The sequence below is a fragment of the Alteromonas sp. 4NH20-0056 genome (assembly GCF_057539655.1).
In genome coordinates this window covers 487806-503285 of sequence record NZ_BAAJLS010000001.1, presented here as the reverse complement: position 1 = coordinate 503285, position 15480 = coordinate 487806, and the positions used below count along the sequence as shown (strand labels likewise).

Genomic DNA, 15480 nt, shown 5'->3' with positions numbered 1-15480 from the left:
CAAAAATGACAGAGAAGCCTTTCATTACTAGCGGTCGTAATACCATAATTCACAAAATCCGAAAGTTAGATTTACTTCTTATCAATGGTGATGAGCACCCACCAGTAATCGTTACTTATAAAGGAATAAAACCTTATGAAGGTAAAATTCCTGATAATAAACGCGAAGCTAAAATGATGGATATGGAGTTGGTCGACATAACGTTGAGTGATGTGTTTGGAGACGAGAAAACCCTTGTCTTTGTACAAACATTAAATGGTAAAGAATATAAAATCGATTACTCTAAAATCGGTACGAGTATGTTTATCAAAATTCACCAAGATAGCATTTTTTAGCCTTTATCCCATGATGGGGTCAGGCAATCTGGCCCCAATTGTTTGGCGGTAGGCAGTTGAAATCAACAATGCGTTTGCTTTCTCCTTTTACCTGAACGTACTTCTCACCAAATATTGCAAAACGACAAATATCTACGGGCGTCACTTCTGATGCATTAACGCCGTTAATCACCCCTGCTTGTTTTAATCCTTCTGCGACTAACTCGGAACAAAACCAACGGGTAAAATCTTCCTGATTGTAGGTCAGCGGGCCAAAAACCGGATGGTCATCAAAGGTATCGATAACCGAACCAAACAATTGCCTTATATCGTAGGCTTCGCCATCTTGGGCAAACATGAACGTGAAAAACGATTCTTTATTTTGTTCAAAATCTTTTCTTGCTTCATCGCCTAACGGCAGCCACCACATATCACCACAATACGTGATAACGCGATCGCATAGTTTATTAAGCATGACGCCCCTTTCACCGTTATACGAGGTTGCTTCAATAACTTGATTAAAATAGGAACCGGTAGTGGCATCATAAACGTTTGTTCGCATGACAATAGCAACATGCGTTACCACAGAGCCTGACGTAAATTTAGCCCAGCGAGAAAATAAGCTATTGCCTGAGAAGGCGATAATGTCACCAGGCTTAATCTGATGGCTTATTGCATCGTAGTGTTCTTCTTCCAACATCGTCACATCCTTGCATCGTTTGTTTTTATGTTTGTATCAAAGTGTGTTCGCATCACGGTGAGTGACGGCTCGCGGCGACTATTTATCTGCCTTTATTGTTACCTTATCGCAACAGCGTGTACAGCGGTGATTTACCGTTTTTATAACGTGATTTTAACAATATTTCACTAGTTTATAGAGGCGGAGGCAGAAAGAGGTAGTCACCGCACCACTTAAACGAATAAAGGAAATAATTATGTCTATCTCACGCAAAGCTACATTCGCATTACTCGTTGGCGCCTCACTTACTATTACTGCTGCCACAGCAAATGCTAAAGACTACCCGCTTCATATGGAAAACGATTTAGTTGCCGTATGTACAGCCATTAAAAATGACAGCCGATTAGCATTAAATCGAGCAGTAAAAAATACGGGGCTTCGCTTTTCAGAGTTAAATGCGGGGCTGGTATGCAACGGTCAAGATATGTTGACTTTTTCACTCACTCACAATGCTGCACAAACAAACAGTGTTATCGCGCGGAACCTAAATGGTCGTAGCGCCATACTAACCGCAAAACGATAGGGCGCTAGTACAATGTGTACTCGCTTGTGTAAAGGCCGCCTACACGGCGGCTGATACACAGTGACAAATAACCTCCTGATGAGGCAACGATTATGAATGCATTAATTTGTCTTCCTTGTGCATCTCAGTCTTTGGCACTTTATGAGCTGCTTTGTCAGTCCAGCACTTATGACAAGGTTGAACTAGTCGCGCACCACCATCAACCAGGCAAAAACCAAGAACAATGGCGTGAAAGCGTCGTGTTTTGCTTGGCGACAACAGTTATGCCAGTAGATGTCTCTGTAATCTGGGTTGCGATTGGTGACAATAACAGTGATGCGCTTAAGGCATATGAACAAAACGCTGCTGGGTTTCTGTGCTATCCATTTTCTCCTCAGCAAATAGAGAAGCTGGATACTTTGCTCACAGCGAAAATATCGTTAGAAAAGCGTCAGCAGCAATATCAAAGTATGTTACAGGGCTTATGTAAGCAGTATGGTGTCGCGAAATCGGCAGTACTTTCAATGCTTAAGCAGCGCTATTTGCAACACACTCAAGACAGTATGATGAGCATTAAATCTGATGACGGCTGGTTCTGTTTAAATCTTAATGAAATTAAGTGGATAGAGGCGGCAGGTGATTACATGTGCATTCAAACTGTGTCGCAAAATATTGTTGCAAGAACGACCTTGTGCGACCTTGTTGCTAAGCTTAAAAGTGCTGATTTTGTGCGCTGTAGTCGTTCGACTGTTGTAAATACGCGATTTCTCAAATGCACAGAAATCCGGGGTAACCGTGTGCATGCAGTGATGTCCGATGGGGTAACATTTCGCGTTAGTCAGAAATACTTGAATTTACATTGGCTTGCACCTTCCACTGTCAATACTCGGCCTGCGTTAGAGTAATATTGGGTTATACGACCAAGGTCGAGTAGGCTGTGTGCAATATGAAGCGCTACACTGCATTTTTGCTAAGAAACACGTATAGTGTTTTGTGTAACGCAATGCAGGGACTAAAGGACATTGGAGTGAATCAGGCCGTAAAAATTGTTGTGGGTACCCTTGCCATACTAGGGTGTTATTATCTAGGTGTTTTAATAAAGCACAGTACGTCTTTACCGCTTCCTGCCCCCTTAATAGGTCTTTTGCTGTTGCTTGTTTTGTTATTTATATCGCCTCGCATTGAACATGCTGTTGCATTGTCATCAGCGCCACTACTAAAACACATGACGTTATTTTTTGTGCCGGCAGTACTGGGTGTAAGCCTTTATTGGTCGGACATTCAAGAACATCTTTTCTCGTTAACGTTGGCCGTTGTAGGTATCACCGCACTTTGTCTGGGCATCACCGCATGGGCTGCCAGTAAAATCTTGCGTAACCAGAACTTACGTTCGGTAAAAAGTAACGGTCAAGGAGAGCAAGGCAATGATTGACGCATTGCTTTCAAGCGCTACGCTCAGCGGCATACTTTGGCTAACCATTACGGTATTGTCTTATCTTGGAGGGCTGTTTATTCACCGCTATGCAGGAGGTCACTCGCTTACGCACCCCCTTATCTTCACAGCTTCCGTGGTCGGCATTCTAGCTTTTTTAAGTAATACTCCTATCGTGGTGTATCAAACCTCCGCGTCGTTACTGCATTGGTTGTTGGGGCCTGCCACGGTTGCACTTGCGCTGCCTATTTATCGTCAATGGCAGCAGTTGATGCATTACGGTTGGCGATTAGCGGTCAGTATTACGGTTGGTGGTGTCATTACTCCTGTCATGGCATGGACACTATTATGGATGAGCGATGCGCCCCACGCCATGCAATTGACCATGTTAGCGAAGTCCATCACGACGCCGCTAGCCATGGAGACCAGTGCTCAAATTGGTGGTATACCCGCACTTGCGGCGGTATTTGTAATTTTATCTGGCGTGGTAGGCGCGGTGTTGTCGAGTACTATATTTGCGCTGTTTAACGTCACCAGTCGAGAAGCCCAAGGTATCGCTTTAGGAACTGTTGCGCATGCGATTGGAACAGCAAAGGCTGTTCATATGGGTGAAGACGTCGCGGCAATGGCCACTATTGCTTTATGTATCAATGGTATTGCTACCGCTATAATATTGCCGCTAATTATCCTTGCTTAAATAATCTCCATTATTAGGTATTTTCGTTCGTTTAATGGCAAATTCCTCCAAAAGTGCTATTCCTTAAAGAGTAAATTCGAGACAATATTCGCATATATCGTTTTAATCATTTTAGTTTGCGGTTTTGTTGCCGATATACTGAAATGTATTCAATGTGTTCCATATGGTATCAACAAGCTAGGTGGTAGAATCGCTCAATGTTTTCTGTACTCGTCTGTGACGATTCCTTAGTAGCGCGTAAACAAGTAGCTAAATGCCTGCCTCAAGATTGGGAAGTGTCTGTTCACTTTGCCAAAAATGGGCAAGAGGCGTTAGCGGCGTTGGCAGAAGGAAAAGGTGACTTATTGTTACTGGATCTGAACATGCCAGTACTTGACGGTTACGGTACGCTGGAAGCGATTAAAACCCAAGGGCTTGGGACCAAAACTATTGTTATATCGGGTGATATTCAGCCCGAAGCTCATGAGCGCGTTACTGCGTTAGGTGCGCTAGACTTTATTCGAAAACCTGTCGACCCGACAGCCCTTGCTGATGTGCTAGATAAGCATGATGTTCTGCATGCTGAAGTAGAGGAAGTATCAGAACTCCCGCCTTTAGACCCCGATATTAGGGATTGCTACCAAGAAATTACCAATATTGCGATGGGGCAGGCTGGAGATCACTTAGCCAGGATCATGAACGTGTTTGTTCGCCTCCCTATCCCCAATGTAAACCTGATTGAAGTGTCTGAAGTGCATATGATGCTTTCAGATATAGAAACACATGAGCGGGTGACTGCGGTGTGCCAAGGCTTTTTGGGTCCCAGTATTAGTGGTGAGGCACTGTGCATTTTAAGCGATAGTAGTTTTGAAGATGTCGCGAAAATATTGAATGTAGAGGGTGAGGTTGATGACCAGCTGCAGCTAGAATTACTGATGGATGCGGCTAGCATCCTCATAGGGACGTGCTTGACTGGCTTAGCTCATCAAATGGATGTCAATTTTAGCCAGGGTCATCCTATTGTTCTGGGTCAACACAGGGCAATTACCGAAATAATCAGCATGAACAAAATTAAATGGAAACGCACGCTCGCCATCGAGTTAAGTTATGGCCTAGAAGGCTATAACGTTCAGTGCGACCTTATCTTGTTGTTTACAGAAGAGTCGATGAAAATGATGAATTCGAAGCTTGCCCACTTATTGGAGGATTTCTAATGAGTCAGCAGCTTGACGATTTACTCGAATTTCATTGGATGATGGATATGCTTCAAACCGTCGACGTTGGTATCGTTGTGGTCGACAGACAGTTTAAAGTAAAAGTCTGGAATGGCTTCATGGAAAGTCACAGTGGCCTTCTGCCTAGCGATGTGCGTGATAAATCTTTGTTTTCTTTGTTTCCAGCAATTAAACAAGATTGGTTTGAAAAGAAAGCAAAGCCGGTGTTTGACCTTAAAACCCGCGCGTTTATGACATGGGAGCAACGCCCCTATCTACTCAAGTTTCCTAATTATCGGCCGATTACAGGAAGTGAGTTATACATGTACCAAAACATCACCCTGTCACCGCTAACGTCGGCAACAGGGACGGTTGATTATATCAGCATGATGATTTACGACATGACAGATGTTGCTGTAGGCAAAAAGCAGTTAGAAGCATTGCAAGTTGAAGAGTCTGAAGCACAAGAGCGCCGACAGCGAATGCGCTAAGCGCAAGTACGCTTCTTAAGGCTACTCTTCGTGCTAGCCATATTTCATACGCTGATATTGCCCTAGTTTTTTACCTTATCATTATTTTTATCTAGCCATGCCGGAGAGATTATGTCCGTTGCTCGTCGTCTTTTTATTCCTTCTTTTTTGAACATCCATAAAGCCATCCAGTATTTGCTTCTGGCGCCAATGATTGTAATGGTGTCCGCATGTGGTGGAGGCGGTGGAAGTAGCGACGGTGGTAGCGGCACTAACACAACGCTCGTGATTAACGCTGGGCCCGATGCGACCGTAACTGAAGGTGCCTCATTAACGTTAAATGCCGAGGTCAGCGGAGGAAACGGCGAATACACGTACTCATGGTCGTCTTCACCCGCGTTGTCTATTACTCACGGTGATACTTCTACTGCGTCAGCAAGTTTTGTAGCGCCTGCGGTAACACAAAATACTGCGTATACCTTAACCTTATCGGTAAATGATACCGCGGGTAACACCGCAAGCGACGAACGAGTTATTACGGTCTCACCTGTTAATATTGCGCCGGTTGCGAGTATTTCTGTGCCTTCATGGAGTGGGCTTGACGCAAACACGTTTCCTGGCGGCGTAGAAATAACATTGGATGGCAGTGCAAGTTCTGACGCAGATGCTGCTAATACCGCTAGCGAGATAGCAACATATACCTGGACGCAAACCGCAGGTACCAATGTCATAAGTGGGGCAACCACGACTATGTCCACCTTAACCGTGACAACGCCGTTGATCAATACAACTGAGTCTTTGTCTTTTGAACTGGTTGTTACCGATGCAGAAGGCGCATCAGATGCCGAGTCGGTTACGTTAGTGGTGCAGTCTCAATCTGAAACGCTTCCTACCGCTGACGCAGGCTTTTCTCAAGCCGTATTCGGTGGTGAGGTTATCGTATTGGAAGGCAGTGCAGATACAAGTATTCCAAGCGCACTACCTTTAACCTACTTGTGGGAACAAAGCGGTGGCGTGGCCGCAAATACCGACCCGCTTATTCTCGAGACGGTCATGCAAGTAGACGATAACGATGCGTTATCTACGTTTGCCATCGCCCCCTCAGTCACACAAGAAACCACGGTTACCTACACACTAAGCGTACGAGATGCGAACGGCAATATTGTTGAAGACTCAATTCGGGTCTCGGTAAAACCCTTACCCACGCCATTAATTAACGATACTGGCGTGCTTAGGCAAGCAACTAACACGGCAGTGGTAGCTGAGGGCGTACAGCAAAACCTATGGCCTGGACAGGATGGTCAGCGTGGCGCTGATGTAATTGAACAAAATGGGTATGTTGAAAAAGCAGGGCGAGGCAAGGCGGGGTTCGATTTCACTCGACTTAATGAAAATGGGGACGAGCAAGATGCGTCTACGTCAACATTCTCTTGCGTCAGAGATAACGTAACCGGCCTTATTTGGGAAGTAAAACGCGATGATGGTGGTTTACAAGATAAAGATTCAACCTACTCATGGTATAGCGATGAGGTTAATGGTGGATTTGAAGGCAACGTCAATGGCACAACAACGTCGTGTTCACTGACCAACTGCAACACGCAAGCCTATGTTGAGGCTATTAATGGGCAGGGGCTATGCGGTTTCTTCGACTGGAGAATGCCAACACATCAAGAGCTTTTCTCTATTATGCATCTTGGCGTAACATCAGGTGTGGCTATTGACGAGGATTATTTCCCGAATACCGGCACAGTATCATCGACGCCTATTTGGTATTGGACCTCAGTGCCAAGTGCTGATGGGGTGAATAGCGATGACGCTCAAAATGCATGGGCGTTAGACTTTGAATCGGGCGTTGATAATTTCCTTAATAAATCAACGGCGGGTTATGTAAGATTAGTAAGGGCTGGGAGATGATGATGAAGGTTGCTTTTAAGAGATGGTTTTTCATTGCGTCAGCGTATTTTTTTGCCGGAAGTACAGCGGCGCAGACCTGCTTGTCTGATGGACTAGAAACAACGCCTAACGATGATTTTGAAACAGTAACCACAAGTACACTGTTGCACTCGCCCACCGATCTCATTTGGCGGCGATGTGCTGAAGGGCAGACATGGAATGGTTCAACATGCGCAGGCGAGCCAACCAAATTTACCTGGCAAGAAGCATTACAAGTCGCTCATGAAGCGAATGATGACGAACTGTTAGGCTGGCGACTCCCCAACGTTAAAGAATTAGCCTCCATCGTTGAAAGAGATTGTGTTCGCCCTGCAGTGAATAGTTCGCTTTTTCCCGCTACCCCCGCGGATGACTTCTGGACTTCAACCCCTTCAATGAGCGATCCTGATCGCGCTTGGGTGGTTGCATTTTTTAACTCTAGCCACTCAATCAAAGAAAAGAACCGCTTTGTTTATGTGAGGCTCGTGAGAACAAACACCGATTAGACGACATGTGTTGGGTGTGTTTCCAAGTAAACCAAACGCTAGATTTTTATATCTAGCGTTTGGTAATTCTATTATCCACGTATTCTTTATTACTAATGTTGATGAAAAATTAAGACATCCAATGAACGGCTGATAGTTCACCCTGATTATTCGTCCGTTAGCCTCATGATGTCTTTTTATTTGTCTCTAAGCTAGCCACAATGTTAGTTATGAAAAATACCGTTAATCATTTCTTACTGTTTACCCTATTCCTGACATGTTTCCTGCGGGCAGGTGAGGCTTATGCTGAATTTACCTGTGATATCGACTTTGCCTATGGAATAGCGGTCAATAGCGACCAAATTCGCGTTATGGATAAAACACGAACGGTAGTGCAAATTAATGAGCAATCTCAACTGTTCGTTGGGGGGAGATGGCAAACCCTCAACCTTGAACAACGTGCATGGCTAAGCGAATACGCCGAAGGGTTACATTTTGTGGTTCCCAAGATGATTGTGCTCGCCACTGAAGGGGTTGATATCGCTATTGACACCATCGAGCATGTTTATCTGGGTTTAGTGGGCAGCGACCACGATAGTTATGAACGTCTTAACGCGGCCATGAAACGGGTACAAAACCGTGTAAAAGATAAGTTTAGACATGCCAGTAACCATTACTTTATTGGCCCGGGATCGCTTGAGAGCGTCGATGACTTCGTTGATAGCGAAATTGAAGCGCAATTAGAAGAAGCTATTTCAACATCAGTAGGGGGGATCCTCTCTGCGATAAGCGGCATAAATACAAATAGTGGCGAAGTAAACAGCGACAAGGTAGCTGAAATAACCCGGCAGCTCGGTGCGGTAGGCGAGCAATTAGAACGAGACATGGGTGACAAAGCTATTACTCTTCGCAAAAAGGCACAATGGTTCTGCGATAAACTTAAGCGGCTAGATGTTGCAGAGGAAAACCTGCGTAGAACGCTTCCCAGTTTTGAGCGTTATAACATTATTACGTCAGATTCAACGCCTACAAACGACGACAATTAATAGCGGGCGCACAGGGCCCAACGTGGTTATACGAAACAAGACAATAAAGTATTGAGGTAGCGTCTGCCTTTGTCAGTGACCTGCCATGACGATGAGGTGTTGATTAACAACCCTTGATGCTGAGCGTCGTTTAAGGCGGCAAGAACCTCTTTTGTTAAACGTTGCCCGGTAAGCGCTTCAAAGTCGTCTATTGGGCATGGCTCGACCAATCTGAATCTATTCATGAAAAACTCAAAAGGTAAATCGTCTGCGGCAACGACCTGTTCGCTATCAAGATATGGGCGACTTATTTCCATATAGCCTCTTGGGTGCTTCACTTTTACCGTGCGAGTTATTGTCCCTTCTTCAGAATTGGTTATTTTGCCATGCGCACCACACCCAATACCCAAGTAATCACCAAAGCGCCAATAGTTGAGATTGTGATTACATTGGTGACCCACTCTCGCATAAGCAGAAATTTCATACTGCTCGTAACCGGCTTCGCGTAATTTTTGGTGACCATCTTGCTGAATGTCCCACAATATATCGTCATCAGGTAGGTCTGGCGGGCGAGAGTAAAACGGCGTATTGGGTTCTATCGTTAATTGATACCAAGAAAGGTGATAGGGGTTGAGCGCGATACCTTCGTTAAGGTCGGACATCGCGTTTTCTACCGTTTGCTCAGGTAAACCGTGCATAAGGTCTAGGTTGAATGTGGGCAAGCCTGCTGCGTGAGCTTGTTGCACCGCCATGCGGGCTTGATTGCTGTCATGAATTCGACCAAGCACTTCTAAGTGCTTTGTTTGAAAGCTCTGAATACCCACAGACATCCGGTTTATTCCAGCGTTATAAAAACCCGAAAATTTACCGCTTTCAACGGTACCTGGGTTCGCTTCCATTGTTATCTCAGCGTGGGCAGAAAGGTTAACGCGTTTTTTGATGCCCGTTATTAACGCATGGATGGCGTCGGCTGAAAACAAACTAGGTGTACCACCACCAATAAATATGGTGTCTACCTGCCGACTACCAACGCGCTTTGCATCCAAAGCGAGATCATCAAGCAAATGTGCCACATATTCTTTTTCTGGCAGCGAAGACTTTAATCCGTGTGAATTAAAATCGCAGTACGGACATTTTTGAACGCACCAAGGAATATGTACATACAGGCTAAGCGGGGGATTACGCAAACGTATTTCTCATCGCATCAAGTAAAACAGCCAGCGCTTTACCGCGATGACTAATACGGTTTTTTTCCGCTTTATCTAGTTCTGCTGCGGTCAGCTTATGACTGGGTACATGAAAGACGGGGTCATAGCCAAAGCCTCCATCACCTTGACGTTCGGACAGTATTTCGCCCAACCACTTACCTTGGCTTACTAAGGGAACCGGGTCATCTGCATGACGCATAAAAACCAGTGTGCAAAAGAAGTGTGCCTTGCGGTTTTCTTGTCCGTGCAAACACGTTAGTAGTTTATCAATGTTATCGCTATCTGTGGCGTGTTCACCGGCGTAGCGCGCAGAATAGATACCGGGCGCGCCTCCTAATGCATCAACGACCAGTCCTGAGTCATCGGCAATCGCAGGCAGGCCGGTGACTTTCGCTGCATGACGCGCTTTGATAATGGCATTCTCAACAAACGTGGTGCCAGTTTCAGGAACATCTTCGACACCAAGTTCTTTTTGAGCGACAACATCGACGCCATAATCAGCAAAGAGTGACGTAAACTCTTTAACTTTGCCTTGGTTACCCGATGCAAGAACGATTTTTTGAGGAAACGTCATTTCATAGTCTCTTTATTTAAAAGAAAAGCGTTACTTGCGTTTCTTAGTCCGCACTTTTGCCTTAGCTTTCGACTTCACCTTGTCTTTAGATTTTGTTTTCTTCTTTTTCGCGCCAATTTTAGGCGTCTTATTTTGAGGTCTAAGCTCTGCAATAACACGTGCCTTCAAAGGCTCATCCATGTAACGTGACACTTTAGATACCATCGCGAAATCATGAGCTTCTACTAGCGATATCGCTGTTCCCTTAGCGCCTGCACGACCCGTTCTACCGATTCGGTGAACGTAAATATCGGCTTTTCGCGGCATATCGAAGTTGATTACATGACTTACATCAGGTACGTCAATACCACGAGCGGCAACATCGGTTGCTAAAAGAATAGGCACTTCGCCACTTTTAAAGCGCGCCATTGCTGCATTGCGCTTGTCTTGAGGCATTTCACCTTGAAGCCAACAAACGGCAATGTCTTGTGATGCTAAATAGTCTTTCATCATTTGAAGGCGATCACGGGTTTTGAAAAACACCACAGCGCTGGTGACTTGTTCTTTTAAAATATGAACAAGCAACGCCTGTTTATGCTTCATGTCATCCGCTAGGTGATACCATTGATGAATTTTATTCTTTTCTTTACGCGAAGGGGTCGCTTCAATAACTTCAGGGTTATTAAGGATATCTTTTGCAAAATTCCTTACTCCTGCGCCCTCTAATGTAGCTGAGAATAATAGGTTTTGTTTGCGCCAACGTGCTTCTGTCGCAATCTGATTGACTACCGACGAGAAACCCATATCAAGCATACGATCAGCTTCATCAAGTATAAGGCATTCGATGTCACGGCAATCTGCCGTTTCTTTTTCGATATGCTCTAGAAGTCGACCCGGTGTCGCAACAAGAATATCAAGATTTTGGCTTAACGTTTCTTTGTCTGTACCGTAGTTGATCCCACCGGTAATCACCCCACAAACGATGTCGGTGTATTGCGTGATTGCCTTTGCTTGTTCGTAAACCTGCAGCGCAAGTTCTCGCGTTGGCGTAAGAATGAGGATACGTGTCGCACCTGGCTGTTTACGCGGGTAGTCTAAAAGAAACTGGCATGCAGGCAGCAAGAATCCGGCTGTTTTACCCGTTCCAGTTGGGGCTGATGCTAAAATATCTCGCCCATCCATAGCATGGGGGATAACGAGTTGCTGTACGCTGGTTGGGGTCTCAAAGCCCATTGCTGCAACTGCACGACATAATTCGTCGTCTAATTCGAGTTCTTCGAAAGTCATAGTATAAGTACGCTCATATTGAATGAGCGTATTGTAGCATTGATGGATGAAAACTTAGAAAAAAACTACGTTGTAATTGTACCTAACGCATTTGCTTGCTAAACGCGCATGTTGTTCCATTACAGGCAACAACGCGTTTAGTGGCAATGCAGTGGTTAGCGCTTAGTTTGACGCTGCGGTTGTTAGGGGGATCAAGATCAAATCTTGTTGAGGCGGTATTAAATAACGTGCGCCGTCTTCAGTAATGACAGCCATTTCTTCAACCGAGATAGTTTTATATGTACCGTCTTCACGCTTCCAGCTATGAAAACCATCAAACGCAAACACCATGCCTTGTTTTAGCGGCTTTTGCGCCGCTGGCCGCACGGTTGCGCCACGTGAACCGCCCAAGTTAGGGCCCGTGTCATGAGCGACGTAACCCACAGGGTGGCCCGTGCTCCACATTACAGGCTCACTGCCATTTTGTTGAATAAGTTTACTTTGTGCCGCATCTACATCAATGCCTTTAACACCAGGCTTCATTGCGTTAAATGCAGCAAACCCACCGTCTCTACCACTTTCCCAATAATGTTTAATATGAGATGGGGCGTCGGTTTCGCCAGGTTTTAATGCATAAGCAAAACGTTGAATATCGCTTACCCAACGGTCATGCAACTTTATGCCGAAGTCGATTTGTATAACATCACCTGGCATGATGATCTTAGTGGTGGAATGAGAATGACCGCGATCGGGGCCTGAATTAACATTAGGGTTTTGATCTGGGGCCCATGCATCACCAACGCCGTGTTCTTTCATTTTATTTTTTAAAAACAACGCCACATCGGCGTCGGTGGTTTTCCCGGGTATGACCGTACCGTAAGCTTCAACTTCCCACTGCGCGGTGAGCCTTGCAGCTTCTGTCATTATCGCTACTTCTTCAGGAAGTTTTATTGAAAGCCATTCGTATACCACCTCTTCTGATGAGACTAATCGTTTGGCATAGGTAGCGCCAAGCGCAGCTTCAAGTGTAAGTCGTTGGGTGTAACTGATGCCATCTGCTTGCGCATTATTCGTTGAGGCATTAATCGCAATTGTAGAAAATTGATTTTCTTTGATAAACGCTGCCGCTTTTTCAATGGCCGATTCACCACGGGGCACGGCAATAACGTTTTGTAATACGTTTAAATCTGCAAGGGCGGTTGACTCGCTAGAGGGCGAAAATGCTAAAGAGTGAAACTCTTCGTTTTTAAGGTAAAACATAAACACTGCCGTTGAACCTGCGTTTTCGCATCCAACATGCTGTGCTAGCGGATCGTTATTATTTTCTCTGCACACGGTGAGCCAAGCATCGACACCTGAGGCGTTAAGTGCATTCGGAAGCAGCGTTTCTATGCGCTTTTTACGAATTTCAGGCCATGGGTTGTCGTTTACAAGTGAAGCCGCTGCAGTAGAAGCGAAACATAAACTGGCGATGGCTGCGAATAAATAAAAAGGAAATGGTATACGTTTCATAAAGATGGGCTCAAACTTATTTTCTCTACCCTAAACCATATTGCGCCCATCGCCAACATTTTGAGATGGGTGTCTTTATTTACATCGGGCTACGGGCATTCAGCGGTGCAAAGGAAAATAAAGCAACATAGGGCGCTAATAAATCTTCCCAACAGACTCGACGTGAGTCAAATACACCCTCATATCAAATTCAAGTTGGTGGTATTCAGGTAGCATATGAGTACAAAGCTGATAGAAGCTTTTGTTATGATCTTTTTCTTTTAAGTGCGCCAACTCGTGTACAACGATCATGCGCAGAAATGCATCTGGAACATTTTTAAATAGGGTGCTGACGCGTAATTCATTTTTGGCTTTAAGTTTTCCCCCTTGAATACGCGAGACATAGGTATGTAAACCAAGCGCGTGATTAACCACGTGTATTTTGGGGTCGAAGGCAATTTTGCTCAACGGGGCAGATTTCTTTAGAAACGTATTTTTAATAGCAAGGACATAGTCTCGCAATTGTTTGTCGGTATTGATTTCTCCTGCTGTGGGGTATTTCGTCAACAAGTAATCAGTCAAACGGCCTTCATCGAGTAATACTTGAATTTGCGCCTGCAACGCCGGTTGATACGACGATAAATATTTAAGCGTAGACACCGTTTATTGATTCTCCCTGAAAGCTTGACCATTGTGGCGTATTCTGACAATAGTGGCACTTTGCCCTATTTAACGAAAAATTAACATGTCAGAAGCATTGCATACAGACTATCTTATCGTAGGTGCAGGTGCCAGTGGAATGGCGTTTGCTGATACGATTGTCAACGAGTCCTCTCGTACCATTATCGTTGTGGACAAAGAACATAAACCAGGCGGACACTGGAATCATGCTTATTCGTTTGTGACCTTGCATCAACCTTCTTCGTTTTATGGCGTGGGTTCAAAAGAATTAAGCCGTGGCGTTATTGATAGTACAGGTCTAAATGCTGGGTTACATGAACTAGCCTCTGGTGCTGAGGTGAGTGCCTATTACGACCAGCTTATGCGAGAAGTGTTCCTGCCTTCAGGTCAGGTACACTATTTTCCAATGAGTGAATATTTAGGCAATGGTCAGATTCGTTCACTTTTAACTTCAGAGGTTATTACTGTTAGCTTCGATACGTTAGTTGATGCTACGTATTATAAAACTAGCGTACCCGCGACCCATACGCCTGCTTTTGCCATTAATGATAATCTTCAGGTTATCCCGCCTAATCAGTTACCGTTACTTTCCGCTCCCATTGAGGGCGTAACGGTTATTGGTGGCGGTAAAACCGCAATTGATACCTGTTTATGGTTATTACAACACGGTGTTTCTGCTGACGCAATAATGTGGATAATGCCACGAGATGCTTGGTTTATCGATCGTAAAAACACCCAACCTAGCAAAGCATTTTTCTTTGATACCATTGGAGCACAAGCGGCGCAACTGGAGTGTATTGCACAATCGACGTCGTTAGAAGATATGTTCTTACGCTTAGAACAGTCAGGCGTGTTTTTGCGGTTAGACCCTAACGTAATGCCGTCCATGTTTCATGGTGCGACTATCAGTAAACAAGAACTAAATGAAATTCGGCGCATTCGGCAGGTTGTGCGCTTAGGGCGAGTAGTATCGTTAACTGAAGGGGAAATAACCTTCGAGCATGGAAGCCGACCATTACCTAAGAACCAACTCCTCGTCGATTGCACTGCCAGCGCAATAACAAACTTAGCGCGTGTTCCCGTGTTTGCTGAGAATCGCGTTACATTACAAACCGTAAGAGCGTATCAGCCCACGTTTAGTGCAGCCTTTATTGCTCACATCGACTTAACATATTCAGATGAAGACAAAAAAAATAGGTTATGCACCGTGGTGAGGTTACCCAATCACGATTACGAATGGGTTGATTTAACGTATCAAAATATGATGAATCAATATTTTTGGTCAAAAGAGCCCGGGCTTAAAAAGTGGCTGCACAATCATCGGCTAGATGGGTTTATGCGCATGGTTGCCGGCGTAAAGTTTTATGAATTGAGGCACCTTGGCGTTCTTAACAGAATGCGTAAAGCAGCCAAACCGGCGATTGCAAAACTTAAGCAATACAAAAAGGCATTAGAAGCATCGGGATCCACGTAACCGGCCGTCAAGATGCAC

Annotated in this window: 17 protein-coding genes; 11 read left to right on the top strand and 6 right to left on the bottom strand. The window is 44.9% G+C overall.

Annotation, left to right across the window (positions count from 1 at the left end; translation table 11 throughout):
* The first annotated feature begins 5 nt into the window (after nt 1-5).
* Nucleotides 6-335 (top strand): hypothetical protein, encoded by a 330-nt coding sequence (locus AC27EZ_RS02285; protein WP_487133748.1) that lies wholly within the window; start codon nt 6-8, stop codon nt 333-335.
* Nucleotides 336-354: 19 nt separating this feature from the next.
* Here the strand turns inward: AC27EZ_RS02285 and AC27EZ_RS02280 are convergent, their stop codons facing one another.
* Nucleotides 355-1014, bottom strand: a complete 660-nt coding sequence (locus AC27EZ_RS02280) for a hypothetical protein (RefSeq protein WP_487133747.1) — start codon at nt 1012-1014, stop codon at nt 355-357.
* 235 nt (nt 1015-1249) lie between these two features.
* Here AC27EZ_RS02280 and AC27EZ_RS02275 point away from each other — a divergent pair, with 235 nt between their 5' ends.
* The 9 genes from AC27EZ_RS02275 (at nt 1250) to AC27EZ_RS02235 (ending at nt 8810) form a co-directional block, all read left to right on the top strand.
* On the top strand, nt 1250-1576 hold the full coding sequence (locus AC27EZ_RS02275; protein ID WP_487133746.1) for a DUF3718 domain-containing protein: 327 nt from the start codon (nt 1250-1252) through the stop codon (nt 1574-1576).
* Nucleotides 1577-1668: 92 nt separating this feature from the next.
* A complete protein-coding gene (locus AC27EZ_RS02270) occupies nt 1669-2460 on the top strand; it encodes a LytR/AlgR family response regulator transcription factor (RefSeq protein WP_487133745.1) in 792 nt (263 codons plus the stop codon).
* Between the two features lie 122 nt (nt 2461-2582).
* Complete coding sequence (locus AC27EZ_RS02265) at nt 2583-2987, top strand: CidA/LrgA family protein (RefSeq protein WP_487133744.1); 405 nt, start codon at nt 2583-2585, stop codon at nt 2985-2987.
* Complete coding sequence (locus AC27EZ_RS02260) at nt 2980-3684, top strand: LrgB family protein (protein WP_487133743.1); 705 nt, start codon at nt 2980-2982, stop codon at nt 3682-3684. Before AC27EZ_RS02265 ends, AC27EZ_RS02260 begins: the two co-directional genes overlap by 8 nt.
* A gap of 197 nt (nt 3685-3881) precedes the next feature.
* A complete protein-coding gene (locus AC27EZ_RS02255) occupies nt 3882-4877 on the top strand; it encodes a response regulator (RefSeq protein ID WP_487133742.1) in 996 nt (331 codons plus the stop codon).
* Nucleotides 4877-5368, top strand: a complete 492-nt coding sequence (locus AC27EZ_RS02250; protein WP_487133741.1) for a PAS domain-containing protein — start codon at nt 4877-4879, stop codon at nt 5366-5368. The genes AC27EZ_RS02255 and AC27EZ_RS02250 overlap by 1 nt, the downstream gene beginning before the upstream one ends.
* A gap of 189 nt (nt 5369-5557) precedes the next feature.
* Nucleotides 5558-7261, top strand: coding sequence for an Lcl C-terminal domain-containing protein (locus tag AC27EZ_RS02245; protein ID WP_487133995.1), 1704 nt, complete (start codon nt 5558-5560; stop codon nt 7259-7261).
* 2 nt (nt 7262-7263) lie between these two features.
* Complete coding sequence (locus AC27EZ_RS02240; protein WP_487133740.1) at nt 7264-7785, top strand: Lcl C-terminal domain-containing protein; 522 nt, start codon at nt 7264-7266, stop codon at nt 7783-7785.
* 209 nt (nt 7786-7994) lie between these two features.
* Nucleotides 7995-8810: a YggN family protein gene (locus tag AC27EZ_RS02235; protein WP_487133739.1), complete on the top strand. Its 816-nt coding sequence runs from the start codon at nt 7995-7997 to the stop codon at nt 8808-8810.
* A gap of 26 nt (nt 8811-8836) precedes the next feature.
* Here the strand turns inward: AC27EZ_RS02235 and hemW are convergent, their stop codons facing one another.
* The 5 genes from hemW to AC27EZ_RS02210 all read right to left on the bottom strand — a co-directional run bounded on the left by hemW (nt 8837) and on the right by AC27EZ_RS02210 (nt 13967).
* Nucleotides 8837-9976: a radical SAM family heme chaperone HemW gene (gene hemW, locus AC27EZ_RS02230; protein ID WP_487133738.1), complete on the bottom strand. Its 1140-nt coding sequence runs from the start codon at nt 9974-9976 to the stop codon at nt 8837-8839.
* Nucleotides 9969-10571 carry an XTP/dITP diphosphatase gene (locus AC27EZ_RS02225; protein ID WP_487133737.1) on the bottom strand — a complete coding sequence of 201 codons (603 nt, stop codon included), beginning with the start codon at nt 10569-10571 and terminating at the stop codon, nt 9969-9971. The genes hemW and AC27EZ_RS02225 overlap by 8 nt, the downstream gene beginning before the upstream one ends.
* A gap of 30 nt (nt 10572-10601) precedes the next feature.
* On the bottom strand, nt 10602-11837 hold the full coding sequence (gene srmB, locus AC27EZ_RS02220) for an ATP-dependent RNA helicase SrmB (protein ID WP_487133736.1): 1236 nt from the start codon (nt 11835-11837) through the stop codon (nt 10602-10604).
* 162 nt (nt 11838-11999) lie between these two features.
* Nucleotides 12000-13328, bottom strand: coding sequence for a M24 family metallopeptidase (locus AC27EZ_RS02215; RefSeq protein WP_487133735.1), 1329 nt, complete (start codon nt 13326-13328; stop codon nt 12000-12002).
* Between the two features lie 135 nt (nt 13329-13463).
* Nucleotides 13464-13967: a M48 metallopeptidase family protein gene (locus AC27EZ_RS02210; RefSeq protein WP_487133734.1), complete on the bottom strand. Its 504-nt coding sequence runs from the start codon at nt 13965-13967 to the stop codon at nt 13464-13466.
* An 85-nt stretch (nt 13968-14052) separates the two neighbouring features.
* Here AC27EZ_RS02210 and AC27EZ_RS02205 point away from each other — a divergent pair, with 85 nt between their 5' ends.
* The gene (locus AC27EZ_RS02205) at nt 14053-15462 is read left to right on the top strand and encodes an NAD(P)-binding protein (RefSeq protein ID WP_487133733.1); all 1410 of its coding nucleotides are present in this window, start codon (nt 14053-14055) and stop codon (nt 15460-15462) included.
* Nucleotides 15463-15480 lie beyond the last annotated feature (18 nt).